Source organism: Stenotrophomonas nitritireducens, from assembly GCF_050984405.1.
Classification (GTDB): Bacteria; Pseudomonadota; Gammaproteobacteria; order Xanthomonadales; family Xanthomonadaceae; genus Stenotrophomonas; species Stenotrophomonas nitritireducens_B.
This window is the reverse complement of the sequence record NZ_CP158790.1, coordinates 815306-839148: the sequence shown is the minus strand read 5'-3', so window position 1 is coordinate 839148 and position 23843 is coordinate 815306. Positions and strand designations below refer to the sequence as shown.

Here is a 23843-nt window from a genome sequence, read left to right as displayed (position 1 = left end):
AGCACATGGCCAGATACCTGATCTCCTTCCCCAGCGCAGCGATGGTCGTAGCCGACGACGAGTGGGAGACGGTGGGAAACGATGCGCACGACGTGATCGAGGAAGCCAAGGCCGCCGGCGTCTACGTCTTCGCCGGCGGCATCGACGAGAGCACTCCACCCGTGCGGGTGTCAGCCGATGGCGCGGTGGCCGAGGGCGGTTACCCGTGGGCACCGCCGCTCAATGGCGGCTTCACCGTACTTGAACTGTCAACACGCGAGGAGGCCGTGGCCTGGGCCGCACGCATAGCGAAGGCGTGCCGTTGCGATCAGGAGCTGCGTGTGTTCGGGCCTGATCCGCGATCCTGACGGCCCAGGACGACGCAGTTGCGACACTGCACGCCACGCCAACCGCCCCTTGCGCCATGCGCCTGGCCGTCGCGCTACTTCGACCCTCGGGAAGCGCATATCCTGCGCGCCCGCCTCGAGACCGAGGGCATCCCCGCCTGCATCACCGGCGATCAGCACATCATCGTGAACTGGCCCTTGTCGGTGGCCCTGGACTGCGCTGCGCTGCAGGTTCCGGAAGGCAATGCCGGGCGGGCATGGGACATCATCGCCGCCTGCCATGCCGGCGTTCTCGAGCAGGACCTGGTCACCGCGCACCCGGAGGCCGCGGAAGCCTGCGCCGGCTGCGGCGCCACGCAGACGAGCGCCATGGTTCCCCTTCGGGCAACGGGCGTTGGCCGTTGCCACTTTCTTGTTGGCGCCGGCACCTTTCCCGACCCGCGCTTCGCGCATGACGTGCGGGGCGTGCGGAAGGCAGTGGCGATACGGGGATGGCATGTCCCCGGGCGCGCCGCCCGGCAACGCATCTGCAGAAGCATCATGCGATCCGCAGTGAAGGCTGTCTGTATCGGTGGTTTCCTCGGCGGCGCCCTGGACCTGGCGTTCGCGATCGGTTTTGCCGCGTTGAACGGGCTCGCGCCTGCCACGCTGCTCCAGGTCATCGCCAGCGGCTGGTTCGGCAGCGCGGCCTTCGACATGGGCGCGGCAAGCGCGGGCATCGGGTTCGTTTCCCACTTCGCGCTTTCGCTGGGATGGGCCGCCTTGTTTGTCGGGTTGGCGATGCGGTTGCGCGTGGCGGCGCGCCCGTTGCTGAGCGGGCCGGTCTTCGGCACCGTGGTTTTCCTTGGCATGCGACTGGTGGTGCTGCCGCTGTCCGCGTTTCCCAGGCCGGTCAACTTCGACATGCAGGCCGCGCTGTACGACCTGCTGTCGCACATGTTCCTGTTCGGGTTGCCGATCGCCCTGGCCGCGCGCACCTTCATGCCCGGCCGAAGGACGTGAGGTCCCACCCTGCCCTTTCAACAAACGCTGCTCGGAGAACAACGATGGATGCAACCGGACGTCGCGACCTCATCGAACGCTATATCACCGCCTACAACGCCTTCGACGTGGAGGGCATGCTGGCGACGCTTTCGGCGGATGTGGCGTTCCGCAATTTCTCCTCCGGGCAGCTCACCGCGCAGTCGAACGGCAAGGAGGCGTTCCGGCGCCTGGCCGAGCAGGGCAAGGCGCTTTTTTCCGAACGCGAACAGACCGTGGTTTCCCTGCGCGAGGAAGGAGAATCAACGATCGTGGACATCGCCTATCGCGGCAGGTTGGCCGTGGACATCCCGGATGGCCCCGCAGCGGGCACGCTCATCGAGCTCACCGGGCAGTCGGAATTTTCCTTCGGCGAGGGCGGCATCACGCGCCTGATCGACCGCAGTTGACGGGCACTGGCCGGCCTGTCGCGGCGACGCCTGTTCACCCTCGCCGCGGGTCCAGCAACAGGCAGCGGGCGCCCGCGGATTGGAACATCGCCGCCGGGTCGGTGAAAATGGGGCATCAGACCGTCGCCACGCCATCGCCGGCCCCAGCCAAGAGTCCCCGCATGAATACTGAAGCCTCCTCCACCCTCCCGCCGCGCGAAGCGATGGAGTTCGACGTGGTGATCGTGGGCGCCGGCCCGGCCGGGCTGTCCACGGCCATCCGCCTGCGCCAGCTGGCGGTGGAGAAGGGCCACGAGCTGTCGGTGTGCGTGCTGGAGAAGGGCTCCGAGCCGGGTGCGCACATCCTGTCCGGCGCGGTGATGGACCCGCGTGCCCTTGGCGAGCTGTTCCCGGACTGGCAGGAAAAAGGCGCGCCGCTGAAGCAGGCGGTGACCCGCGACGAATTCCTGTTCCTGGACGCCACCGGCGCCAAGGCCACGCCCAACTGGCTGCTGCCCGAATGCTTCCAGAACCACGGCAACTACATCGTCAGCCTGGGCGAGGTGACGCGCTGGCTGGCGCAGCAGGCCGAGGCGCTGGAAGTGGCGATCTTCCCGGGCTTTGCCGCCGCCGAGGTGCTGTACGACGACGCTGGCGCGGTGATGGGCGTGGCCACCGGCGACATGGGCATCCACAAGGACGGCACGCCCGGCCCGAACTACGAGCGCGGCATGGAACTGCATGCCAGGTACACGATCTTCGCCGAAGGTTCGCGCGGCCACCTCGGCCGCCAGCTGATCAGCAGGTTCAAGCTCGACGCCGGCAAGGACCCGCAGAGCTACGGCATCGGCATCAAGGAGCTGTGGCAGATCGACCCGGCCAGACACGAGCCGGGCCTGGTGGTGCACGCGGCCGGTTGGCCGCTGGACGACGACACCTATGGCGGCGCGTTCCTGTACCACGCCGACGGCGGCAAGGTCTCCATCGGCTACGTGGTGGGCCTGGACTACAAGAATCCCTGGCTGAGCCCGTTCGAGGAGTTCCAGCGCTTCAAGACCCACCCGGCGATCCGCAAGCACCTGGAAGGCGGCAAGCGCATCGCCTATGGCGCGCGTGCGATCACTGCCGGCGGCATCCTGTCGCTGCCCAAGACGGTGTTCCCCGGCGGGGCGCTGGTCGGCTGCGAGGCCGGCTACCTCAACGTCAGCCGCATCAAGGGCAGCCACGCGGCGATCAAGACCGGCATGCTGGCCGCCGAGGCGGCGTTCGAGGCGCTGGCGGCCGGACGCTCGCGCGATGAGCTGGCTGCCTACCCGCAGGCCTTCGAGAACAGCTGGCTCAAGACCGAGCTGCTGCAGTCCAAGAACTTCAAGCAGTGGTTCAAGAAGGGCCGCACCCTGGCCACGCTGATGACCGGCATCGAGCAGTGGCTGCTGCCCAAACTGGGCCTGCGCAACGCGCCGTGGACGATCCACCGCACGAAAGCCGACCACGAATGCCTGGAGCCGGCCAGCCAGCACACGAAGATCGAGTACCCCAGGCCGGACAACGTGCTGACGTTCGACCGGCTGAGCTCGGTGTTCCTGTCCTCGACCAACCACGAGGAAGACCAGCCCAGCCACCTGACGCTGAAGGATGCGACGGTGCCGGTGCGCATCAATCTGGCCGAGTACGCCGGCCCGGAGGCGCGCTATTGCCCGGCGGGCGTGTACGAGTTCGTCGGCGAGGGGGCCGACACGCGCCTGCAGATCAACGCGCAGAACTGCGTGCACTGCAAGACCTGCGACATCAAGGACCCGACCCAGAACATCGTGTGGGTGACCCCGCAGGGCGGCGGCGGGCCCAATTACCCGGCGATGTGATGGCGCAACCGCGCGTGCTTGCCGGAAGGGGAACGGAAAGGGCTTCGCTTTCTGCCGGGCAAGCCCGGCAGCTACGGGAGCACTGTCGTGGGAGCGTCGTGCGGCGCTGCGCATGGCTGTTCGGAATGGCGGCCGCGCTATGCGCCTGCGGCCAGCGCGATGCGTTCAACCATGCCGCCGACGCCACGCCGCACCAGCGCGAACTGGAACGGGCCTTCGCCATCTGCGCCGGCTGCCACGACACCCGCGCCGACCTGGGGCACCGTTTCGGCCCCAACCTGCATGGCGTGATCGGCCGCCGCGCCGGCAGCGCGCCGGGCTATTCCTATTCCGAGGCGATGAAAAACAGCGGCATCGTCTGGGATGCGCGGACCCTGGATGCGTTCCTCGCTTCGCCGCAGAAACAGGTGCCCGGCACGCGCATGCGCAATGCGACGTCCGATCCGCAGCGCCGGCAGGCGGTGATCGAGTATTTATCCGGGCAACCGCAGTGACCGGGCCGGCGCCCCCGATGCAATCCATCGGGCCATGCCTGGCCGGGACGCCGCTCAGCCGCCGATGTTTTCCTGCAGGAATTTCTCCAGCGCGCGATAGAACGCGATGCTGTTGTCGTCGTTGTAGAAGCCGTGGCCCTCGCCCGCGACGGCCATCCAGCCCGGCGTGTTCCCTGCGGCGACCAAGGCGGCGCGCATGGCGTTGGCCTGCGCGATCGGCGCCCGTTCGTCGCGTTCGCCATGCACCAGCAGCACGCGGGCCTTGATGCTCGCCGCCAGGCTCACCGGCGAGTTCGCCAGCAGCTCCTCGTCGCTGCGGCCGATCACCCGCTCCAGGTAGTTGCGCCCATAGGCGCTGTCCTTGATGTCGCCCTTCCTGTACATCATCTTCAGGTCGTAAACGCCAGCCAGGCCCGCCGCGCAACGGATCCGTTCCGGCGCGCGCACGGCCAGCATCATCGCCGAGTAGGCGCCGAAACTCGCGCCATACGCGCATACGCGCTGCGGATCGGCCAAGCCGGCCGCAACCGCATGGTCCAGCCCATCCAGCAGGTCCTGCTGGATCCGCGTCCCCCAATGCAGGTAGCCCAGGCGTTCGAACGCACGCCCGCGCCCGCCGCTGCCGCGATAGTTGACCTGCACCACCAGGTAGCCGCGGTTGGCGAGGAACTGCGCGTCGGTATCGTAGAACCAGTCGTCGCTGACCCCGTGCGGACCACCATGCGGCAATACCACGACGGGGAGGCGGCGGCCATCGCTGTTGCGTGGAATCGTGAGCATGGCCTCCAGCTCGACCCCGTCGCTGGCCTTGAAGCGCACCGGGCGCCGCTCGGCCATCAGTGCCGGATCGATCGCATCGCGCGACGAAAGCACCTTCTCCAGCTTGTTCGTCGAGCGCTTCAATACGTACCAGCTGCCTGGGTCGCGGTCGCTGGCGATATGGATCAGCGCGACCTGCCCGTTGCGGCTGACATCGACGAAGGTCACGTGCTGCTGCGGCAGCAGCTCGGCCAATGCCTTGTGCAGCTCGGCTTCGGGGCGGCCCGGATCGAAATAGACCAGCCGTGGCCGGCCTGCCTGAGGCGCAGCCGCGAACGGTATAGATGGATGGCCCGTCCACTGCGTCAGGCCGACGCCCGCGAAGCCATCGCCGACAAGCACCTCGGCATTGCCGCCGTCCAGGTCGCTCAACACCAGCTGCGAAGGCCCATCAGTGCGGCTGAGGCGGGCATACACCTTGGTGTTGTCCACCGAGAACGACAATGGCGTCCAGATGCTTCCGGCCTGCGGCGGCGCCAACGGCTGCCAGCGCATGCCATCGTCGGACCGGTACAGCAGATGGTTGTCGGCGTCGTCGCGCCCCCATGCATAGCGCGCGACGCCGTTGCGATCGATCACGAACTCCAGCCGCGGCACGCCGATATCGGCGATGAGCTTGAACGTCGGCCGTTGCGTATCGACCACATAGAGCATGGATGAGGTGGGATCGCGCTGGAGCTGGCGCATGTAGAAGCGGCCATCGTTGCTCTCGGCCACGCTTTCGATATAGCCAAAGCCGCGATCCAGGCCGGCCGCGGCGTTCTGCTGCTCGTAGCCGTAGATATAGCGCTGGTTCCGGCCATCGAAATCGCTTGCGATGATCTCGCCGGTGGGAAGCGGCTTCTCCAGCGAGCCGTACTTGCGTCCCTTGGCCACGACCAGACGCGCGTCGCCCACCCACACGATCTGGAAAGGGCTTTCGTAACGTGGCAGGCGCAGTACTGCCATTCGCTCCATGTCCGACAGGCGCAGCACCTGCACGGCATGGTTGCCTTCCCCGAAGTCGGTTGAAACCGCCAGGTAGTCGCCTGTCGGGGAAAGACGCGGCATCGAGAACGGACTGGCCTTGGCGAACGCTTCCAATGGCACCGTCTGCGCCTTCGCCGGCGCCACCCCTGCCATGCCCGCCAACATCCCTGTCAACAGCAGCACAAGCCTGCGCGATCCCCTTCCCATGACAACACTCCAGAAGCCAGGTGTGGGCGCAGCGTAGGGCATGGGCCCCTTCCCGGGAAGGGGGCTACGGACTCACGGCACCGACGCCTTCCCTGCGCTGTAGTTTTTCTGGCAGTGGGTGCAGAAGAACGTGCGGCGATGGGTTCTGCCCATGTAGACCTTCCTGACCGGGCCACCGCAGACGGGACAGGTTCGGCGGGTGTGCACCTGCCAGTACTTCCTCAGTTCGAAGATGCGCTTCCAGGCGAGGAAGTCGAAGCTGTACTCGCGCGCCTGGGCGATGAGCTGGCCGAGTTTCCGGGGCGGCAGGTCGCCGACGCGCGTGGCCGGGTGCACGCGGATGCGGAACAACACCTCGTTCTTGATGATGTTGCCGACCCCCGAAAAGATCTGCTGGTCCAGCAGCGCGTCGCAGACCAGCATGTCGGGCGATGCCTTGAGCTTGCGGCGGGCCAGCGCGGGATCCCAGCGGTCGCTCATCACGTCCGCGCGCCAGTCATAGACCTCGTCCAGCGGCTGCTCGATGAACTTCACCGAGCACGCGTAGAAGTTCAGTTCGCCGTTGTCGAAGCGCAGGGACACGCGCGGCGGCGTGGGCTTGCGTTCGTCGATCAGCCAGCTGCCGAACATCATCAGGTGGATGCGCATGCTGAAATCGTCGAACTCCAGCAGGAAATGCTTGCCCCAGCTGCGCACGTCGACCACCTCGCGCCCCTGCATGCGCGCCAGATCCTCGCGGGAGTTTCCGCTCACCTGCCGCACGGTCCAGCCGCGGAACCGCTCGGCGGCTTCGCGCAGCAGCACGAGGGACGGGCCTTCAGGCATGCCGGCAGCAGACCCATGAACGTGCGGGCGCACGGGCGCCGGCGGTCGGCCTGCAGGTAATCGCACCGGCGCCTGCGTGCCGTTCGTATCGCAAAGCGCTCCCGCGATGGAACATCGGCCACTCCCGGTATGTGGAGTGGTCTACCGTCCCACCGCACCTGTCATCCGCTCGTGAACCGATGCATGCGCCTTCGTGAAGAAAGGAAGATGTGGTGTGGGCGACGCGCCGGATTCACTGGTGGGCCGCCGCTGAAAGCAGCGCATGACGGACACGATGCGCTCCAGGCCACGCAGGCCCCGGCATCGCGACGATGCACGCGTCGCGTGGCGCCGATGCTCCGTCAGCTCTGCTTGACCAGCGTGCGCCGGCCGGTGGCCGGCGCCTTCGGCGTGAGCCTGGCCACGCCCGGGATCAGGAAGTCGGCCACGCTGCGGCCGTGCCGAGTCTTGGCCGCCAGCCAGCGCGGCATGCGGCCGCGGCCGGTCCACGTGTTGCGGCGGTTGTCCGGATCGCGGTACTTCGGCTCCACCCGCGCCCGCTTGCGCCTGCGCCGGCCCTTCGGCGCCGGCTGCGCCTGTTCCGCATCCAGCCCGAACAGCTCCTCGATCGTGTAGCCGGCGCGCTGCGCCTGGGCAATCAACAGGCGCCTGACCTTGGCGGGCGGCTCGCGCTCGGTGAGCGCCTTGTGCCTGTCCTGGGCGGCGCGGATGAGGGTGTTCAACTCGCGGAGGTTCAGCGGGGTCAGGTCGATGCTCATGGCGTTAGCGTCGATTCCAGAGCGTGCGGGTGTCAAGGCATGGTTTCCGCTGTCGCGCTGATGCCGCTCACTCCGGTGCCAGCGGCGGGCAGGCGTGGACCAGCCCTTCCTCCGCTCCCCTGGCCAGTACCTGCGCGACGATGCGGTCGCAGCGCGCGCCGTCGAAGCTGAAGGCGTCGGCGAGCGCGGCATCCACGTCCTGCGCCAGGCTTTCGCGCAGCAGGCTGCGCGCGCGGAAGAACCGCGTCCTGACGGTGGCCTCGGGTATGTCCAGCGCCTGCGCGGTTTCCTCCACGCTCATTTCCTCGACCGCGCGCAGGACGAATACCAGACGGAAGATTTCCGGAAGCTGGTCGATGCGCGCCTCCATCACCCTGCGCATCTGCCCGCGCATCGCCGCCTGCTCCGGGCCGCGGTCGGCTTCGTCGGCGAACAGGGACTGGATTTCGGGATCGTGGTTGCGCATGGCGGCTTCCAGCGGGATGACCTGCGCGCTTTTCTGGCGCAGGCGGCCCAGTGCCTCGTTGATGGCGATGCGCACCAGCCAGGTCGAAAGCCGGCTTTCGGTCCGGTAGCTGCCAAGCGCGCGCCAGGCGTGCAGGTAGGCGTCCTGCACGACGTCCTCCGCTTCCGCGTCGTCCCGGACGATGCCGCGCGCGGCGCGGAACAGCAGCCGGTTGTGCCGGCGCATCAGCGTTTCGAATGCATGCCCGTCGCCCGCGGCGGCACGGGCGACGAGCGCGGTTTCCGCCGGTTCGGCCGGACTTGGCGGGTGCAGGGTGACAGGCGTGGCGGACATGGCGTGGTCGCTCATCTCGCAGGCAGGGGAATCGTAACCGGGTATCAGTGTCCTGGCCGTGCAGCGCGCCGGGAGGTCAGCGGCCGACGCCGTGGCCGTACACCAGGCGCCCGCCCAGCCACCCGCCGACCAGCAGCGCGACGGTGCCGGAGGCGTCCAGCAGCAGGGCCAGCGCATCCGGCGGCAGCGGTCGGCCGTGCTCCAGCCGCAGCAGCAGCCGCGCCGCGAACAGCACGAAGGCCAGCAGCATGGCGGACATATGGGCATAGGCATCGCGCATCGCCACGCCCTCGGGCATCCGCCGCAGTTCCATCAGGCCGGCCAACATCGCCGGCAGCGCCATGGCGCAGCCGACGCCCAGCAGCCCCGCGGACCAGCGCCATGCCGTTTCGCCGAACCACAGGCTGGCGGCATCGGCGGCCACGGCCAGCGACCAGCAGGCCACCGGGAAATGCACGATCGCCGGGTGCAGGGGATGGCGCATGGCGTCAGAACACCTGGCTGAGCAGCACAAGGAAACCGGCGACGGCAACGCCGGCATGGATGACCACCACCGCCTTGGGCGGCAGCTTCCGGCGCAGATGGAACGAAGCGAGGAAGAACCCGCCGAGCGCGGCGAGCAGCAATACCGCCAGGCCGACCAGGACCGGCCGGGAGGCCGCGCCGCGGAGCAGCAGCATGACCAGCAGGACCAGACCGGTGGCGCCCAGCGCCGCATGCAGCAGCGACAGCGCCCACGGCGCGAACTTTCCGCGCAGCACGTGCGCGGCGAGGACCAGGCCGCCGAGGGCGGCGACCGCAAAGACGATCAGGGCATAGGCGAGCATTGGAAGGCTCCGGCAGATGGCGTGGACAAGGGTCCTGGGAAAGCGGAATCGGCGGATCGGATCGCGTTTCTCCGCTCCTGCCCATCTGATGCGATCAGCGCGGACTACGTTCCCGGCGCCGCCAGCTCCACGCCCACACCCACGCCGCAGAGAAGCGGCGACTGCTCCCGCAGGCAGGCCGCATTCGACCCCGCGCCACAAGTTCCCGCAGACGCCGCGCAATTTATGTACTGGTCAGTTTGATATTCAGGGTCGATTCCGTCGGCTAACGGATAATTCACACCTGTCGACCGGCAAGCCGTTCCGCCGGGTCGATCAAACCAAAATAAAAAGGTAATCCGTAATGAAGACTTCCCTGATCGCTCTGGGCCTGCTGGCCGCCCTGCCGTTCGCTGCTTCGGCGACCGATGGCCTGTCCTACAACTACGTGGAAGGTGGTTACGTGAACACCGACGCCAAGGGCGGCGACGCCGATGGCTGGAAGGTGAAGGGTTCGGTGGCCGTGCACCCGAACTTCCATGTCTTCGGCGACTACAGCGCCCAGGAGACCGACACCTTCAAGAACGACGTCGACCAGTGGCGCCTGGGCGTGGGCTACAACTACGGCGTCGCCCCGAACACCGATCTGCTGGCGCGCGTGGCCTACCAGCGCTTCGACCTGCAGCATGCCCCGACCCTCAATGGCTACAGCGCCGAAGTCGGCGTGCGTACCGCCTTCACCCCGATGATCGAAGGCTATGCGCTGGCCGGTTACGAGGACTACAGCAAGAAGGCCGGCTACAACCCGGACGGCGAGTTCTACGGCCGCGTCGGCGCCGCCGCCAAGTTCAACGCCAACTGGGGCGTGAGCGGCGAAGTGAAGCTGGGCAAGGGCGGCGACAAGGAATGGTTCGTCGGCCCGCGCTTCACCTGGTAAGCCGGCAGTACATCGTTTCAAGGCGCGTGCTCTCTCTCCCCCGCGCCCCCGGAGCCCGGTCCTCCCCGACCGGGCTCTTTCTTTTTGCGGCTGGCCGACAGCGGGGCCGGCGGTCCATGGATGCCGAGCGCGGGATGTGGGGTGCCCGTGCACCGAGCTGGTGTCGGGTCATCGGGAAGGCTTCTTCGCGACTGAAGTCGCTCCTACACGGGCTGCGGCCGACGTGGCGGCAATAAAAAGCCCGGCATTGCCGGGCTTTTTATTGTTTCTTCGCCGATTGTTACTTGAACAGCGTTTCCGGGTATTCCGGCTTCTGTTCGCGGGCCAGCAGCTGCTTGAGGCCCTCGGAGGGGCTCAGTTCGCCGTGCAGCACCGATTGCACCGCCTTGGAAATCGGCAGGTCGATGCCGTGGCGACCGGCCTGGCGCATGACCTCGTCGGCGGTCTGCACCGACTCGACCACCTGGCCGATCTCCTTCACCGCGTCGGGCAGGCTCTGCCCGCGGCCCAGCGCCAGGCCCAGCCGCCGGTTGCGCGACAGGTCTCCGGTGCTGGTGAGCACCAGGTCGCCCAGCCCGGCCAGGCCCATCAGGGTCTCGGGCTTGCCGCCGATGGCCGCGGCCAGCCGCAGCATCTCGTTGAGGCCGCGGGTGATCAGGCCGGCGCGGGCGTTCAGGCCCAGCTGCATGCCGTCGGCCACGCCGGTGGCCACCGCCAGCACGTTCTTCATCGCCCCGCCCAGTTCGGCGCCGACCATGTCATCGCCCGTATAGGCGCGGAACGCCGGGCCGTGCATGGCGTCGGCCACCTGCTGGGTGAAGGCGGCATCGTCGCCGTGGACGGTGATGGCCGTGGGCAGGCCCAGGGTCACTTCCTTGGCGAAGGACGGGCCGGTGACGACCGCCAGCGGCACGTCCGGGCCCAGCACGTCGCGCGCGACTTCATGCAGGAAACGGCCGGAACCGGGCTCGAAGCCCTTGGTCGCCCAGGCCACGCCGGCACCGGCCGGCAGCAGCGGCGCCAGGGCGCGCACGGTTTCGCCGAAGGCGTGCGACGGCACCACCACCAGGATCCAGCGGGCACCGGCGACGGTACCGGCCAGGTCGGTGCTGGCGTGCAGCGCATCGGGCAGCGGAATCCCCGGCAGGTACCGGGGATTCTCGTGACGGCGGTCGATCGCCTCGACCACGTTCGCATCGCGCCCCCACAGCACGGTCGGGTGACCGTGCCGTGCCAGCAGGCTGGCCAGCGCGGTGCCCCAGGAGCCCGCGCCGAGGACGGCGATCTTTTCCGCGTCGTTGGTACTCATCCGCAGGGATGGACGCCGGTCAGGCGTTGCCGGCCGGCTCGGAGTCGGCCAGCGAGGCGCCATCGGCCTGCTGCTGGCGCTGGCGCAGGGTTTCGGCGTACAGGCCTTCGAAGTTGATCGGCTGCAGGTAGAACGGCGGGAAGCCGCCGGCCTGGATCAGGTCCGACACCATCGAGCGCACGTACGGGAACAGGATGTTCGGGCACTGGGTGCCGAGCAGCACGTCGATCGCCTGCGGCTCCAGGCCGATCAGGCCGAACACGCCGGCCTGCTCCACTTCGGCCACGTAGGCGGTCTTGTCGCCGGCCTTGCAGGTCAGGGTCACGCCCAGCACCACTTCGAAGGCGTTCTCGGACAGGCGCTGCACCTTCTGGTTCAGGTTCAGCTGCAGGTCCGGCTGCACGTTCTCGTTGAAGATGGTCGGCGAGTTCGGGGATTCGAAGGAAACGTCCTTGACGTAGATCTTCTCGACGGTGAACGCCGGGCCGTTGTTGGCTTCGGCCGGGACGGCGTTGTTGTTCTCTTCGGACATTTCTCTAGGACTCCAGAACGGTTCGTGCGTTGAATGGGATTGTTACCCCACCTGCGATGGGGGCGGCGCTGGCCCCACACAAGGGCTTAACGCCAAATGAAGATCAGCCGCGGCCCTTGACCAGCGGCAGGTCCGCCGCCTGCCAGGCCGGCAGGCCGCCGTCGAGCACGAACACCTGCTCGAAACCGGCCTTCTTCAGCGCCTTGGCGGCGTTGGAAGACGCGTTGCCGGTGCGGCACACCAGCACCACCGGGGACTGCCTGGCCGAGGCCAGCAGCTTGTGCGCGGGGGTCAGCTGGGCCGGTTGCACGTTGCGGCTGCCGGTGATGTGGCCCTTCTCGAAGTCGCTGCCCGCCGACAGGTCGATCACCACGGCGTCGCCGGCGTTGATCATGCGGGTCAGTTCGGCCGGCTTGAGCGACTTGTAGCCACGGAACAGCCGCGCGATCTCGGTGACGATGATGGCGATGGTCAGGCCGGCGAAGGCCAGCGACAGCATCGGGTTTCGGCCAGCGAAGGCCAGCAGCTCTTCGTAATTCACTCGGGTCACGGTCAGACAAGCGGGCGGCGATTGTCGCACAAGCCGGCCGCGGGACGGCCAGCGGCTACTGGCCCTGCCACAGGTCCGGCAACCCCTGCACCTGCCACCAGCGCTTGGCTTCGGCGTCCCAGCGCCAGCGCTCGGTCACCGTCACGGTGCGCTCGGCCAGGGTGTTGCGGTTGACCACGCCCATCTCCACGCGCCGCTCGATCGTGCCGTCCGCGCCGGCGCCCCGGGAGCGCTCGCGGTAGCTGGACACCTGCACCTGCCGGTAGCGCTCGCGCTCCAGGTCGGTCAGCGGGTGCGCCTGCCGGTAGGCCGGGTCGATGAACCCTTCGGCGGTCTCGAAATCGCTCCAGCGCACCGCCGCGACATAGGCGTCCTGGGCCTGGGTGAGCTTGTTGAGCTGGCCGCGGCCGGGACCGGCCGCCTGGGCGGCCATGGCCAGGCCCAGCAGCAGGACGGCGGCGGACTGGATGAGGCGTCGGTGCATGGCTTCTCCCGGGGTCGGCGCCATCCTACGCCCTGGCCAGGGCGACGAAGCGCCCTTCCAGTTCGGCGGCGCCGCCTTCGATCTGCGCGCGCACGCTGATGCGCGCCCGGCCGCGCTTGTCGAACAACGCCAGGAAAGCGTCCCAGTCCTCGCCCGGGGCGGCGTGCGCGGTGGCGTCGAGGTCGCCGTACACCGGCGCCCGGTAGCGGATGCTGCTGTCGGCGACGTACACCTCGGCGTCCTGCCCGGCCAGCGACAGGCGCAGGCTCACCAGTGCCCAGCCGGCCAGGGTCATTACCGACGCCAGGCTGCCGCCGAAGGCGTTGCCCTTGTCGTTGACGTTGGTGGCCAGCGGCGCCTGCAGGCGCAGCGCGCCGTCGGCGTAGCCGGCGATGCGGATGCCCATCGCCGCCACCGGCGGCATCGCATCGAGGGTGGCCTGCAGCTGGCGCAGCAGAGCGTCGCGGTCGGGGGTGTCGGACATGGGGCCGTGCGGGGAACAGGAAGCGGAAAGCGCCCGCATAATGCATGGAATGAACAGCCGCGCCTATGTGCCGGCCGACACGGCCTGGTACCTGATCTCCCTGCGTCCTTCCGGCCAGCACGATGGCCTGCGCCGCGCCGCCGCCCGCTTCGGCGCGCGCACGGTGGCGGTGTCGCCGTGGCGGCTGCAGGCCCGCGACGACGAGGCGACCCGGTCGCGGATGGCGCAGGCGCTGGCCTGCGATCGGCTGATCTTCACCAGTCCGGCGGCTGCCGTGGCCGCTGCCGGGTTGATGCCGTTGGAGCGGCTGGACGCCGGCCGCCTCGTCGCCGTCGGCCAGGGCACGGGGCGGGCCCTGCGCCGGCACGGCGCGGCGGCGGTGCAGGCGCCGACGCGGATGGACAGCGAGGGCCTGCTGGCGCTGCCGGCCATGGCGGACCTGCACGGCAAACGGGTGGCGCTGGTCACCGCGCCGGGCGGCCGCGGAATGATCGCCGCCCAGGTGCAGGCGCGCGGCGCGCAGCTGCTGCGCGTGGACGTGTACGACCGCGTGCCGCTGCCGGTGCCGGCCGCGCTGTGCGCGCGCCTGCAGGCGCTCGATGCGCCCGCCGTGCTGGCGGTAAGCAGCGGCGAAGCGCTGGAACGGGTGATGCCGCAACTGCCGTCCGCGCTGCGCCAGCGCTGGCAACGGCAGCCGCTGGTGGCCGCCAGCGCGCGCCTGGCCGCGCTGGCCACGACGCTCGGCTTCGCCCATGCGCACGTGGCCGCCGGCCCCATGCCCGGCCAGCTCGCTGCCGCAGCCCATGCCGCGCTGTTTCCACCCGCCGCGTGAACGGCATGGCGCGGCTTGCAGCCGCGCCGCGTCGCGGGCGATGCTTGAAGCGCATCGCCGCCCGTCGGGGCGCATGCCTGCCAAGGAAGTCGTACCCCCATGAATGACGTTTCCTCCCCTTCCCCGCGGCACCGCCCGATACGCTGGATCGTCGCCGGCCTGCTGCTTGCCGCGCTGTGCGCGGCCGGCGTGTTCGGCTGGCGGGCCTGGCAGGCGCGCCAGCACCAGGCCGAGCGCGACCGCGCCGCCGCCGGCCAGCAACTGGCGGCGCTGCAGCAGTCGGTGGAGGCGCTGCGCCGCGACCAGCGCGCCAACGCGCGCGGCCTGCAGGACGTCGCCGCCACCAACCGCATCCTGCGCGACGAAGTGCTCGGCCTGGGCCAGCGCAACGCGCTGCTGGAAGAAAACGTCGCGCGCCTGGCCGACCATTCGCGCCAGGGCGCGCAGGCGGTTCGCCGCGAGGAAGCCGAACTGCTGCTCAGCCAGGCCCAGCAGCGCCTGGCCTACGCCGGCGACCTGGACGGCGCGCGGCACCTCTATGCGCTCGCCGCCGGCGTGCTGGAGGAGATCGACAGTCCGGCCTACCTGAACCTGCGCCAGGCGCTGCTGCAGGAGCGCACCGCGGTCGATGCGCTCGGTCCGGGCGTGCGCGCCCGCACCGCCGGCCAGCTCGCGCAGTGGGCCGCGGCGCTGGACGCGCTGCCCGAACAGGCCGAACAGCCGGCCGACGCCCGCCGGCCGTGGTGGCAGCAGGTGCTTTCGCCGCTGGTGCAGATCCGCCCGGCCGATCCGCAGATGCTGGTGGCCCGGTCCGAACGCATCGCCGCCGGCGACGCGCTGCAGATCGAACTGAGCCTGGCCCGCGCCGCGCTGGAACGCGGCGACACCGGCGCGTGGCAGCAGGCGTTGCAGCGCATGGACGGCTGGCTGCTGCGGCTGTGGCCGGATTCGCCGCAGCGGCGCCGCCAGCGCCAGGCGCTGGCCGAGCTGCGCAAGGTCGACCTGCACATCGCGCTGCCGGAACTGGGCAGCACCCTGCAGCAACTGCGCGCCATGCGCGACGGGAAGGAGGCGCCATGAAAGCATTCCGTTCGCTGGTGGTGGTCCTGCTGGTAGCCGCCATCGGCATCCTCGGCGCGCAATGGCTGGGACAGGAATCGGTCCGCGGCATCGGCGAGGTGATCGTGCGCGCCGGCGGAAACGACTACATCGCCACCCTGCCGCAGGCGCTGCTGGCCCTGCTGATCGCCGGGCTGCTGCTGTGGCTGCTGTGGACCCTGCTCAGCGCGCCGTTCCGCAGCTGGGCGCGCTACCGGCGCCGCCAGGGCCGCGCGCGGCTGATCGACGGCCTGCAGGCGCTGGACGGCGGCCAGTGGCAGCGCGCGGAAAAACTGCTGCTCAGCGCCGCCGGCGAGAAGGAAGTGCGCCCGATCGCGCTGGTCGCGGCGATGCGTGCGGCCGAAGCGCGCGGCGACGCCGCCAGCGCCGGCCAGCACCTGCAGCAGCTGGGCGCGCTGGACGCCACCCTGCACGCGCTGCACAGCGCCGAGCGCTGGCTGCAGCTGGAAAAACCTCAACAGGCGATCGACGCGCTGGACATTCCGGCCATCCAGCCGCTGCCACCGCGCGGCCTGTGGCTGCGCACCGACGCGCTGGCCCGTGCCGGCCGCGCCGAGGAGGCCTACGGCCAGCTCGGCGCGCTGCGCCAGCAGCAGGCGGTGCCGGGCGACACCTTGGCCGCGCTGGAAACCCGGTTCGCCCTGCAGATGCTCGACGAGGCCGCCGACGTGAACATGCTGGCCGCACGCTGGGAAGTCCTGCCCAAGGCGCTGCGCGCCACGCCAACGGCGGTGGCGCGCTACGCCCGTCGCGCGGTGGCGCTGAACTGGAACGACGCCGCCCTGCACAGCATCGAGCAGGCGCTGGACAGCCACTGGGACGAAGAGCTGATCGCGCTATACGGCGAACTGCCGGTGGACAAGCTCGACTCGCGCCGCGCCAGCGCGCAGCGCTGGCTGCAGTCGCACGCCTCCAGCCCGGCGCTGCTGCTGACCCTGGGGCGGCTGTCGCGCGGCCAGGGCCAATGGACGCAGGCCGAGGAATTCCTGCACCGCGCCATCGCCCAGGGCGCCGGCGCCGAAGCCTGGGAGGAACTGGGCGAAGGCTTCGCCGCCGCAGGCGAGGACGCGCTGGCGCGCCAATGCCTGCTCAACGCGCTGCACCACCGCCGAGGCCGCGCCGCACAGCCGCTGCAGCGCCGCGACCTGCGCCAGCAGATCCAGGACCAGGCGGTGGCCGAGGAACGCGACGCGCACGGGTTTCCGCGCTTGCCGGGTTGAACAATCCTCACGCGAGAAGGCGCATGAAGAAACTGGCCGCACTTGCCCTGTTGGTACTGTCCACCTCGCCCGCGCTGGCGGAAAGCCGCTACGCGCAGGCGCGCGCACTGGCATTTGATGTCCTGGGCCATCAGTACGAAAACACCCGCACTTCCGGCAATGTCTGCGCATTGGGGCTGCCGACCGAGGCGCAACGCAGCGCCCTCAGCGCCGCATTGGCAAGCGTCGAGCCCCCTTTGCCCGAGTCGCCCGATCCCACGTTCGTTGCGGCCTCCGCCAACCCCGCCCTGCTGACCGAACGCAGCTGGCTCGATCCACTGATCCTGGCGACCTTCGCCGACGACGTGGCCATGCTCGAACGCATGGAAGCCAACGGCCATCCCCTGCAGGAACGCGCTGGCGGTCTGCTGCAGGATGCGGTCCATGCCGGCTCACGGCAGGTGCTCGATTACCTGCTGGCGCACGGCGCGGCGCCGGATGCGACCAACGAGTCCGGCGCCAGCGCCCTGATCGTCGCGGCGGCCAACAACCGGCTCGACATGGCCCGCGTCCTGCTCCAGGTCGGCGCATCACCGGACCTCGCGACCGGCAGGGGCGCCACGGCACTGCGCTATGCCGTCGGCTGCCGCAACCAGCCGATGGTGGACCTGCTGCTGGCGGCCGGTGCCACGCCGGACGAGGCCATTCGCCAGTCGGCAATCAAGCGGAACGTGCGGCTGGATACCGCCAGCGGGCACTGACGCCAGCTCAACCGATGGCAGCAGGCGCGACGCAGGCCGACGGGATTCGGCCCGTCACGCGGACCTGTGGGGAGCCGCAGGCCGACAGCCGTCACCTGCACTTAACGCTCGATGATCGCCACCACGCCCATGCCGCCGGCGGTGCAGATCGACACCAGCGCGCGGCCTCCGCCGCGTTCGGCCAGTTCCTTGGACACGGTGGCGACGATGCGCGCGCCGGTGGCGGCGAACGGGTGGCCGGTGGCCAGCGACGAGCCCAGCGGGTTGATCTTGTCCGGGTCGATGCGGCCCAGCGGCGCGTCCAGGCCCAGGCGGTTGCGGCAATAGTCCTCGCTCTCCCAGGCGCGCAGCGTGCACAGCACCTGCGCGGCGAAGGCTTCGTGGATTTCGTAGATGTCGAAATCCTGCAGGGTCAGGCCGTTGCGCCGGAGCATCTCCGGCACGGCGATGGTCGGCGCCATCAGCAGGCCTTCGCCGTGCACGAAATCCACCGCCGCCACCTGCGCGTCACGCAGGTAGGCCAGCGGCTCATGGCCGTGGGCGCGCGCCCATTCCTCGCTGGCCAGCAGCACCGCGGCGGCGCCGTCGGTCAGCGGCGTGGAGTTGGCGGCGGTGAGCGTGCCGCGGCCGGAGGTCTTGTCGAACGCCGGCTTCAGCGTGGCCAGCTTCTCCAGCGAGGTATCCGGCCGCAGGATGTTGTCGCGCTCGACGCCGCGGAACGGCGCGATCAGGTCGCCGAAGAAGCCGCGCTCGTAGGCGGCGGCCAGCTTGCGGTGCGAGGACACCGCCCATTCGTCCTGCGAATCGCGCGAGATGTTCCACTCCTTGGCCATGTCCTCGCAGTGGTCGCCCATGCTCTTGCCGGTGCGCGGCTCGGCCACGCCGGGGAACTCCGGCTTGAGCTCGGACAGGCGGAAGCCGGACAGCAGCGCCTTGACCTTGTCGCCGGTCGATTTGGCGCGGTTGGCGGCCAGCAGGCGCCCGCGCAGCTTCTTGCCGTAAACGATCGGCACGTCGGACGTGGTGTCCGAACCGCCGCCGATGCCCGACTCGATCTGGCCCAGGGCGATCTTGTTGGCCACGGTGATGATGCTGTCCAGCGAGGTGCCGCAGGCGCGCTGCAGGGTGATGCCCGGGGTCAGCGGCGACAGCCCGGAGGACAGCGCGGCCTCGCGGCCGAGGTTCCAGTCGCTGGGATGCTTGATCACCGCGCCCATCGCCACTTCGCCCAGCTGCTGCCCGTGCAGGCCGAAACGCTCGACCAGCGCGCCGAGCGTGCGCACCGACATGCCGAGATTGCCGACATCCGCGTAGGCGGTGTTCTGGCGGCAGAACGGAATGCGGACACCACCGAGAATGGCGACGGGACGGGCGCTGGACATGCGGTTACCTGGGAGCTGGTGGGGGAAGGCGACGCGGACCTGCCTGCGGCAGCAGGCATAATGCACATCGAGTGTAGCTTCGAGCCCGTGACGGGCCAACCGCGAACCATGAGCAATTCCAACCCCGACATGAACGCACTGGGCGTGATGGCACTGGAACTGTCCGGCGGCCAGCAGCCCCGGCTCGCCGCGCTGCCTTCCGCGCAGGCCGGCGAACTGGCCGCGCTGGTGGGCCGCGATCTGCAGAAACTGGTGCCGCAGGCCAGCGGGCTGGACCTGGTGCTGGCCGCGGCCCATTTCGACCCGGCCGAGGTGCTGCGCCCGGGCTGGCCGGTCCACCGTCGTCTGGAAGAGCTGCAGATGCGCGCGCCGGGCCGCAACCAGGGACCACGCCTGCTCGCCTTCGGCGCCGACGCGGCCGGCGACGTGCCGCTGCCCCTGCAGGCCGACCCCGCGCTCACCGGCGGCGGCCTGCGCGTGCTGCCGTTCGTGCTGACCGGCAGCGACGCCACGCTGCTGGCCGAGACCCGCGACGCGCTGGAAGACGTGCTGCTGGCCAACGGCATGGCCCAGGCCGACACCGCCCTGCTGGCGCAGAACGCCTTCGGCGCGCAGATCGAGCACGCGCGCTATTTCACCGTCAACGACCTGGCCGCGATGATGGCCATGCAGTACGACAACCAGGGCCTGGCCGGATTGTGGCCGCTGCTGGAGACCGCCATGTTCTCGCCGGAACGCGAACAGTGGCTGGACGCGGCGCCCGAACCGCTGCTGCGCTATGCCGGCAGCGAAGTGCGCATGGCCCTGTTCGACCCGGCCGGCTGGTGCGCGCACTACGCGCAGGACAAGAACGACTGCGACCGCCTGCAGCGCATCTACGAGCAGTACCTGATGCGCCAGCGGCAGATGGCCGCGGTGCTCGAGGCACATGGCCTGGACGTGCTGTACGTGCATGTCGAGGCCGGACAGGACGCGCGCGTGGTGATGGCGCGCTGACGGTTCCGCGGGCCCCGGCCATCGTCTTCAACGGAAAACGCCGGCATGCGCCGGCGTTTTCCGTTTGTGCGGCAGCGGGCTGCCTTATTCGGCCTTGGCGATCACCGCGCAGGCCAGGCGCGCGCCGGCGTTGCCGGTGGGCTGGCTGTGGTAGTCGTCCGGGTCGGCATGGACGATCAGGCCGCGGCCGATGATGTCGAAGCCGTCGCCCTTGCCGGCGTTGACGTTGCTCGACACCGGACCATCGACATGGGCGTTGCCCTGCGCGTCGGCGACGATGTTGGGCATGTCGCCGCCATGGTGCGCGGCCGCGTCAATGCTGCCGTGTTCGGCATTGCCCGGGTTGAAGTGGCCGCCGGCGCTGGTGCCGTCCGGCGCGCTGCAGTCGCCCTTCTCGTGGATGTGGAAGCCGTGCTCGCTGCCCGGCTTCAGCCCGCCGATGTCGCCGCTGGCGTGCAGCCTGCCGTCCACCAGGGTGAAGCGGATGCTGCCCTTGACCGTGCTGTCCTTGGTCGGCTGCAGCTCGGCGGTGGCCACGGCTGCCGCGTTGGCTGCGGCAGGCTCCATGGCCGGCGGCGCGGCGGGATCGGCGGCCGGCGCCGGCGCGCTGGCGGCGTCGGCAGGTGTGGCAGCGGGTTCGGCGTCCTGCCTGCACGCACTAAGCGCCAGCGCGCTGGCGAGGAACAGGCTGGTGTGGATCAAACGCATCGTCGTACTCCCTTCGTTGAACTGGATCGGCCGGATCGCCGCATTCAGCGGGTGACGCGGATCACGCCGCAGGCGATCCGGGCGCCGGCGTTGCCCGCCGGCTGGCTGTGGTAGTCGTCGGCGTCCGCATGGACCACCAGGGCGCGGCCGGCGATGTCGTTGGCCGCGCCGCCGCCAAGGGTAACCCCGCGCAGGCGTACGTCCACGTGTACGACGCCCTCGGCATTGGCCTGCAGGTTGTCCATGTCGCCGGCATGGTGCGCGCCGCTGCCGGCGCGGCCGTGCGGCTGGGCCGCCGGATTGAAGTGGCCGCCGGCGCTGCTGGCGTCGACCGCGCTGCAGTCGCCCTTCTCGTGCACATGGAACGCCACCTGGCGGCCGCGCGGCAGGCTGCCGATCACGCCGGTGATGTGCACGCCGCCGGCTTCCGGCACCAGCGCCACGCGCCCGCTGACCAGGCTGGCCGATGCCGGCGCCAGGTTGGCCTCGGCCATGCGCGCGGTGCTGACCGCCGGTGGCGCGGGCGGCGCTTCCTGCCGGGTGGGCGGGCGCGTGCCGCAGGCAGCGAGCAGGGCAGTGCCGACGAGGGCCGTCAGGGGGAGGCGAAAATGCATGGCGAGCTCCTTTGCGTTTCCGGCAAGCGTACCGCCTCGCATGGAAAAATCCCCGCATGCACCGGTGAAGCTGGCGTGCCATAGGAAGCGACGCGCGCGCGGGATGCCCCGCCCGCGCGGTCCGTGTATCGAGCCGGGCGACACGCCGTACCGCCTCTATCTAGATCCACCGGCAGCCTTCCTGGCTTCTTCGACCTTCGCCAGCGTCTCGCGCACGCTGCGCAGCGGATCGTCGCGCCCATCGCCGTAGACGGCACGCATCGCCGCGAGCGCGGCCCCGGCATGGGCATGCGCGCGGCCGACATCGCCAAGCGCGAGTTCGGCTTCGGCCAGTCCGCGCAGGATCTCGGCGGTGACCGGGTGATCGCGCAACAGCGTCCGCTCGGCGATCTCCAGCAGCGCGCGCTGTTCCTGCTGCGATTCCCGTGTGCGGCCCGCCGCCAGCAGCCAGTTGGCATGGTTGTGGCGGTTGATGAGCGCATCCAGCGACTCGGGGCCGGAGTGGGCGATGCTCCATTCCATCGCGGCGCGGTAGTGGGGGCCGGATTCCTCCAGCCTGCCCTGCTGGCGCAGGGCGCTGGCGAGCAGGCCGCGGGCGTAGGCAGTGTAACTGTTGTCGTCCCCGTATAGGCGCCGATACGCGCCCACCACCTGCTGCAGCTGGGCCTCGGCGGCGGCGAATTCGCGCTGGTACAGATGGGCGACGGCGAGGTCGCGGCGGGTGACCAGGGTCAGTGGATGGTCGGCGCCCTTCAGGCGCTCACGGCGCTGGACGAGGTCGCGCAGCAGGGCGATGGCCTGCTGTTGCCCACCGGTGCTGGAGAGTACGTTGGCGAGCCGCTTCTCGGCGTCCAGCCGGTATTGGTCGTCCGCCGGCAGCAGGCGCGCGAGCCCCGCCTCCGCCGCACGCGCCTCGCGCAATGCCTCGTCCGGGCGCCCGAGGTCGATGAGCACCATTGCCCGGCGCGACTGCATGTCGTGGGCGAGCCAGAGATGTCCGGGCGCGCCACGCCGCGCCCTGTCGATGCCTTCGGCGAGCAGCGCATCGGCCTGCTTGCGTTTTCCGGCCCCCACCAGCGCATCGCCCAGCACCTGGGTCGCGCGCAGGTACTGGAGCTCGAGCTGGTCCGGGTACCTGCCGGCCAGTTCGCGCACCGCTTGTAGGTGCGCGATCGCAGTCCCGAACTCGGCCAGGTGGGTCTGGTTGATGCCGATGAGCAACTCCATGTCGGCCAGGATGTCCGGGTAGGCCGACAGTTCCTGCGACGCGCGCCTGGAGGCATCGTCGAGCACGCGCAGCATCAGGGTCTTGTCCAGATCCTGCGAGATCGCAGGATCGACGCTGTCCAGCACCGAGGCCAGGAACTCCGACGTCACCTTCGCCCGCGCCGCTTCCTGGCGCGCTTGGCGCAACGACCAGGTGGTGGCGGCCAGGCCGGCAACCAGCGCCACGGCCACTGCGGACATGGCGGCCACCGCCAACCGGTTACGGCGCACGAAGCTACGCACAGCCAGCCATCGCGCTGGGCCGGCTGCCTGCGGTGGGTAGTGGCAGAGCCACCGCCGCAGATCGTCCAGCAACGACGATACCGAGGCGTAACGCGCGGCGCGATCGGGCTGCAACGCCTTGAGGGCGATCGCGTCGACACCGTAGCGCAGTTCGCGCCGCAGCCCGCGCGGCGTGCTGCCACGCAGGGCCGCCCGTTCCCGCCGGCACGGTAACGCCTGTCCCTGCAGCTGGCGCGAAGGAGCAACGAGGGCACTGCTTTCCGGGCGGGCGCCGCAGGCCAGTTCGTACAACAGGGCACCCAGCGAATACACGTCGCTGCGCGCGTCGATGCCACCGCCCGGATCCGCCTGTTCCGGGCTCATGTAACCGGGCGTGCCGCCGCCGATCGTTTCCGTCGTGCCTTCGGTTTCCATGGCGATGCCGAAATCGATGATCTTCGGCAGGGGGTGTCCGTCGACTTCGGCGACCAGGATGTTGCCCGGCTTCAGGTCGCGATGGATCACGCCCTTCTGGTGCGCGTGCTGCACGCCCTCGCCGGCCTTGACCAGCAGTTCGATGCGCTGGCGCAGGTCCAACGCGTTCTCGTCGCACCAGGTGGAGATGGGATGGCCGTGGATGTACTCCATCACCAACCACGCATGGCCATCCGCATCGACGCCGGCATCGTGGATCTGCGCGATGGCCGGATGCTGCATCTGCGCCAGCAGCCGGCATTCGTATTCGAAATGACCGTGACGGCGCGCGTCCACCAGGGCCGCCGCTCGCACCAGCTTGATCGCGACCTCGCGCTCGTAGGCGCCGTCCGCGCGCCGCGCCAGGTAGACGCGTCCCATGCCGCCCGAGCCGATCATGCGCTCCACCGCCCATGGCCCGAAACGCGTCCCGGGCGCGACGTCCGGATCGCTGGCCCGCACCACCTCTTCGACCGCGCGTCGCAGCGGGGCATGCAGGCGCGTGGTGTCGGTATCGGCAGCGATCAGCGCCAGCAGTTCACGTTGCAATTCCGGATCGTCGCCGGCCTGCGAGTGGACGAACGTGATCCGTTCGGATTCGGGAAGCTCCGTGGCGCGGTGGAACAGGTCGGTCAGACGGTTCCAGGCATCGGCGTTCAACATGACGCTCGCATCGCAGGCCCGGTACGGCCGCACGGCG

Annotated in this window: 26 protein-coding genes; 11 read left to right on the top strand and 15 right to left on the bottom strand. The window is 69.8% G+C overall.

Annotated elements, in window-relative coordinates; translation table 11 throughout:
* Positions 1-5: 5 nt before the first annotated feature.
* The 5 genes from ABTV91_RS03500 (at position 6) to ABTV91_RS03480 (ending at position 4091) form a co-directional block, all read left to right on the top strand.
* Entirely contained in the window at positions 6-347 is a 342-nt protein-coding gene (locus ABTV91_RS03500) for a YciI family protein (protein WP_433853247.1), read from the top strand.
* An 18-nt stretch (positions 348-365) separates the two neighbouring features.
* Complete coding sequence (locus ABTV91_RS03495) at positions 366-1328, top strand: hypothetical protein (RefSeq protein ID WP_433853246.1); 963 nt, start codon at positions 366-368, stop codon at positions 1326-1328.
* Positions 1329-1372: 44 nt separating this feature from the next.
* Positions 1373-1756 (top strand): nuclear transport factor 2 family protein, encoded by a 384-nt coding sequence (locus tag ABTV91_RS03490; RefSeq protein ID WP_433853245.1) that lies wholly within the window; start codon positions 1373-1375, stop codon positions 1754-1756.
* A gap of 161 nt (positions 1757-1917) precedes the next feature.
* Entirely contained in the window at positions 1918-3597 is a 1680-nt protein-coding gene (locus tag ABTV91_RS03485) for an electron transfer flavoprotein-ubiquinone oxidoreductase (protein ID WP_433853244.1), read from the top strand.
* 125 nt (positions 3598-3722) lie between these two features.
* A complete protein-coding gene (locus ABTV91_RS03480) occupies positions 3723-4091 on the top strand; it encodes a c-type cytochrome (protein WP_433853243.1) in 369 nt (122 codons plus the stop codon).
* Positions 4092-4145: 54 nt separating this feature from the next.
* Here the strand turns inward: ABTV91_RS03480 and ABTV91_RS03475 are convergent, their stop codons facing one another.
* The 6 genes from ABTV91_RS03475 to ABTV91_RS03450 all read right to left on the bottom strand — a co-directional run bounded on the left by ABTV91_RS03475 (position 4146) and on the right by ABTV91_RS03450 (position 9295).
* Positions 4146-6128 (bottom strand): alpha/beta hydrolase family protein, encoded by a 1983-nt coding sequence (locus tag ABTV91_RS03475; protein ID WP_433853242.1) that lies wholly within the window; start codon positions 6126-6128, stop codon positions 4146-4148.
* Between the two features lie 30 nt (positions 6129-6158).
* Positions 6159-6911, bottom strand: coding sequence for a DNA-formamidopyrimidine glycosylase family protein (locus ABTV91_RS03470; protein ID WP_433853241.1), 753 nt, complete (start codon positions 6909-6911; stop codon positions 6159-6161).
* Between the two features lie 341 nt (positions 6912-7252).
* Positions 7253-7669, bottom strand: a complete 417-nt coding sequence (locus tag ABTV91_RS03465; protein WP_433853240.1) for an H-NS family nucleoid-associated regulatory protein — start codon at positions 7667-7669, stop codon at positions 7253-7255.
* 67 nt (positions 7670-7736) lie between these two features.
* Positions 7737-8468, bottom strand: a complete 732-nt coding sequence (locus ABTV91_RS03460; protein ID WP_433853239.1) for an RNA polymerase sigma factor — start codon at positions 8466-8468, stop codon at positions 7737-7739.
* 76 nt (positions 8469-8544) lie between these two features.
* Positions 8545-8952, bottom strand: a complete 408-nt coding sequence (locus tag ABTV91_RS03455; RefSeq protein WP_433853238.1) for a DUF2231 domain-containing protein — start codon at positions 8950-8952, stop codon at positions 8545-8547.
* A gap of 4 nt (positions 8953-8956) precedes the next feature.
* On the bottom strand, positions 8957-9295 hold the full coding sequence (locus tag ABTV91_RS03450) for a hypothetical protein (RefSeq protein ID WP_433853237.1): 339 nt from the start codon (positions 9293-9295) through the stop codon (positions 8957-8959).
* A 343-nt stretch (positions 9296-9638) separates the two neighbouring features.
* Here ABTV91_RS03450 and ABTV91_RS03445 point away from each other — a divergent pair, with 343 nt between their 5' ends.
* Positions 9639-10211 carry an OmpO family porin gene (locus ABTV91_RS03445; protein ID WP_433853236.1) on the top strand — a complete coding sequence of 191 codons (573 nt, stop codon included), beginning with the start codon at positions 9639-9641 and terminating at the stop codon, positions 10209-10211.
* A 280-nt stretch (positions 10212-10491) separates the two neighbouring features.
* Here the strand turns inward: ABTV91_RS03445 and ABTV91_RS03440 are convergent, their stop codons facing one another.
* The 5 genes from ABTV91_RS03440 to ABTV91_RS03420 all read right to left on the bottom strand — a co-directional run bounded on the left by ABTV91_RS03440 (position 10492) and on the right by ABTV91_RS03420 (position 13570).
* Entirely contained in the window at positions 10492-11520 is a 1029-nt protein-coding gene (locus ABTV91_RS03440; protein WP_433853235.1) for an NAD(P)H-dependent glycerol-3-phosphate dehydrogenase, read from the bottom strand.
* A 19-nt stretch (positions 11521-11539) separates the two neighbouring features.
* On the bottom strand, positions 11540-12052 hold the full coding sequence (secB, locus tag ABTV91_RS03435; protein WP_433853234.1) for a protein-export chaperone SecB: 513 nt from the start codon (positions 12050-12052) through the stop codon (positions 11540-11542).
* 103 nt (positions 12053-12155) lie between these two features.
* Positions 12156-12593: a rhodanese-like domain-containing protein gene (locus tag ABTV91_RS03430; protein WP_433853233.1), complete on the bottom strand. Its 438-nt coding sequence runs from the start codon at positions 12591-12593 to the stop codon at positions 12156-12158.
* Positions 12594-12657: 64 nt separating this feature from the next.
* Positions 12658-13086 (bottom strand): hypothetical protein, encoded by a 429-nt coding sequence (locus tag ABTV91_RS03425; protein ID WP_433853232.1) that lies wholly within the window; start codon positions 13084-13086, stop codon positions 12658-12660.
* A 25-nt stretch (positions 13087-13111) separates the two neighbouring features.
* On the bottom strand, positions 13112-13570 hold the full coding sequence (locus tag ABTV91_RS03420; protein WP_433853231.1) for a YiiD C-terminal domain-containing protein: 459 nt from the start codon (positions 13568-13570) through the stop codon (positions 13112-13114).
* Between the two features lie 49 nt (positions 13571-13619).
* Between ABTV91_RS03420 and ABTV91_RS03415 the strand changes: the two genes are divergently transcribed.
* From ABTV91_RS03415 to ABTV91_RS03400, 4 genes are all read left to right on the top strand, one after another.
* On the top strand, positions 13620-14402 hold the full coding sequence (locus ABTV91_RS03415; protein ID WP_433853230.1) for a uroporphyrinogen-III synthase: 783 nt from the start codon (positions 13620-13622) through the stop codon (positions 14400-14402).
* 99 nt (positions 14403-14501) lie between these two features.
* Positions 14502-15482, top strand: a complete 981-nt coding sequence (locus ABTV91_RS03410; protein ID WP_433853229.1) for a uroporphyrinogen-III C-methyltransferase — start codon at positions 14502-14504, stop codon at positions 15480-15482.
* The gene (locus ABTV91_RS03405) at positions 15479-16741 is read left to right on the top strand and encodes a heme biosynthesis protein HemY (RefSeq protein WP_433853228.1); all 1263 of its coding nucleotides are present in this window, start codon (positions 15479-15481) and stop codon (positions 16739-16741) included. Before ABTV91_RS03410 ends, ABTV91_RS03405 begins: the two co-directional genes overlap by 4 nt.
* A 23-nt stretch (positions 16742-16764) precedes the next feature.
* Positions 16765-17481 (top strand): ankyrin repeat domain-containing protein, encoded by a 717-nt coding sequence (locus ABTV91_RS03400; RefSeq protein ID WP_433853227.1) that lies wholly within the window; start codon positions 16765-16767, stop codon positions 17479-17481.
* A gap of 101 nt (positions 17482-17582) precedes the next feature.
* Here ABTV91_RS03400 and ABTV91_RS03395 read toward each other — a convergent pair whose 3' ends face one another.
* Positions 17583-18863: an acetyl-CoA C-acetyltransferase gene (locus tag ABTV91_RS03395; RefSeq protein WP_433853226.1), complete on the bottom strand. Its 1281-nt coding sequence runs from the start codon at positions 18861-18863 to the stop codon at positions 17583-17585.
* Between the two features lie 108 nt (positions 18864-18971).
* Between ABTV91_RS03395 and ABTV91_RS03390 the strand changes: the two genes are divergently transcribed.
* Entirely contained in the window at positions 18972-19859 is an 888-nt protein-coding gene (locus ABTV91_RS03390; protein WP_433853225.1) for a hypothetical protein, read from the top strand.
* An 84-nt stretch (positions 19860-19943) separates the two neighbouring features.
* Here the strand turns inward: ABTV91_RS03390 and ABTV91_RS03385 are convergent, their stop codons facing one another.
* The 3 genes from ABTV91_RS03385 to ABTV91_RS03375 form a co-directional block, all read right to left on the bottom strand.
* Positions 19944-20567, bottom strand: a complete 624-nt coding sequence (locus ABTV91_RS03385) for a superoxide dismutase family protein (RefSeq protein WP_433853224.1) — start codon at positions 20565-20567, stop codon at positions 19944-19946.
* A 44-nt stretch (positions 20568-20611) separates the two neighbouring features.
* A complete protein-coding gene (locus ABTV91_RS03380) occupies positions 20612-21181 on the bottom strand; it encodes a superoxide dismutase family protein (protein ID WP_433853223.1) in 570 nt (189 codons plus the stop codon).
* A 156-nt stretch (positions 21182-21337) separates the two neighbouring features.
* Entirely contained in the window at positions 21338-23806 is a 2469-nt protein-coding gene (locus ABTV91_RS03375; protein ID WP_433853222.1) for a protein kinase domain-containing protein, read from the bottom strand.
* Positions 23807-23843: the final 37 nt, after the last annotated feature.

Coding starts and splice junctions, on each gene's coding strand:
- ABTV91_RS03500 (WP_433853247.1), top strand. CDS start 6: ATGGCCAGATACCTGATCTCCTTCCCCAGCGCAGCGATGGTCGTAGCC.
- ABTV91_RS03490 (WP_433853245.1), top strand. CDS start 1,373: ATGGATGCAACCGGACGTCGCGACCTCATCGAACGCTATATCACCGCC.
- ABTV91_RS03485 (WP_433853244.1), top strand. CDS start 1,918: ATGAATACTGAAGCCTCCTCCACCCTCCCGCCGCGCGAAGCGATGGAG.
- ABTV91_RS03480 (WP_433853243.1), top strand. CDS start 3,723: ATGGCGGCCGCGCTATGCGCCTGCGGCCAGCGCGATGCGTTCAACCAT.
- ABTV91_RS03475 (WP_433853242.1), bottom strand. CDS start 6,128: ATGCCCTACGCTGCGCCCACACCTGGCTTCTGGAGTGTTGTCATGGGA.
- ABTV91_RS03470 (WP_433853241.1), bottom strand. CDS start 6,911: ATGCCTGAAGGCCCGTCCCTCGTGCTGCTGCGCGAAGCCGCCGAGCGG.
- ABTV91_RS03465 (WP_433853240.1), bottom strand. CDS start 7,669: ATGAGCATCGACCTGACCCCGCTGAACCTCCGCGAGTTGAACACCCTC.
- ABTV91_RS03460 (WP_433853239.1), bottom strand. CDS start 8,468: ATGTCCGCCACGCCTGTCACCCTGCACCCGCCAAGTCCGGCCGAACCG.
- ABTV91_RS03455 (WP_433853238.1), bottom strand. CDS start 8,952: ATGCGCCATCCCCTGCACCCGGCGATCGTGCATTTCCCGGTGGCCTGC.
- ABTV91_RS03450 (WP_433853237.1), bottom strand. CDS start 9,295: ATGCTCGCCTATGCCCTGATCGTCTTTGCGGTCGCCGCCCTCGGCGGC.
- ABTV91_RS03445 (WP_433853236.1), top strand. CDS start 9,639: ATGAAGACTTCCCTGATCGCTCTGGGCCTGCTGGCCGCCCTGCCGTTC.
- ABTV91_RS03440 (WP_433853235.1), bottom strand. CDS start 11,520: ATGAGTACCAACGACGCGGAAAAGATCGCCGTCCTCGGCGCGGGCTCC.
- secB (WP_433853234.1), bottom strand. CDS start 12,052: ATGTCCGAAGAGAACAACAACGCCGTCCCGGCCGAAGCCAACAACGGC.
- ABTV91_RS03425 (WP_433853232.1), bottom strand. CDS start 13,086: ATGCACCGACGCCTCATCCAGTCCGCCGCCGTCCTGCTGCTGGGCCTG.
- ABTV91_RS03420 (WP_433853231.1), bottom strand. CDS start 13,570: ATGTCCGACACCCCCGACCGCGACGCTCTGCTGCGCCAGCTGCAGGCC.
- ABTV91_RS03415 (WP_433853230.1), top strand. CDS start 13,620: ATGAACAGCCGCGCCTATGTGCCGGCCGACACGGCCTGGTACCTGATC.
- ABTV91_RS03410 (WP_433853229.1), top strand. CDS start 14,502: ATGAATGACGTTTCCTCCCCTTCCCCGCGGCACCGCCCGATACGCTGG.
- ABTV91_RS03405 (WP_433853228.1), top strand. CDS start 15,479: ATGAAAGCATTCCGTTCGCTGGTGGTGGTCCTGCTGGTAGCCGCCATC.
- ABTV91_RS03400 (WP_433853227.1), top strand. CDS start 16,765: ATGAAGAAACTGGCCGCACTTGCCCTGTTGGTACTGTCCACCTCGCCC.
- ABTV91_RS03395 (WP_433853226.1), bottom strand. CDS start 18,863: ATGTCCAGCGCCCGTCCCGTCGCCATTCTCGGTGGTGTCCGCATTCCG.
- ABTV91_RS03390 (WP_433853225.1), top strand. CDS start 18,972: ATGAGCAATTCCAACCCCGACATGAACGCACTGGGCGTGATGGCACTG.
- ABTV91_RS03385 (WP_433853224.1), bottom strand. CDS start 20,567: ATGCGTTTGATCCACACCAGCCTGTTCCTCGCCAGCGCGCTGGCGCTT.
- ABTV91_RS03380 (WP_433853223.1), bottom strand. CDS start 21,181: ATGCATTTTCGCCTCCCCCTGACGGCCCTCGTCGGCACTGCCCTGCTC.
- ABTV91_RS03375 (WP_433853222.1), bottom strand. CDS start 23,806: ATGTTGAACGCCGATGCCTGGAACCGTCTGACCGACCTGTTCCACCGC.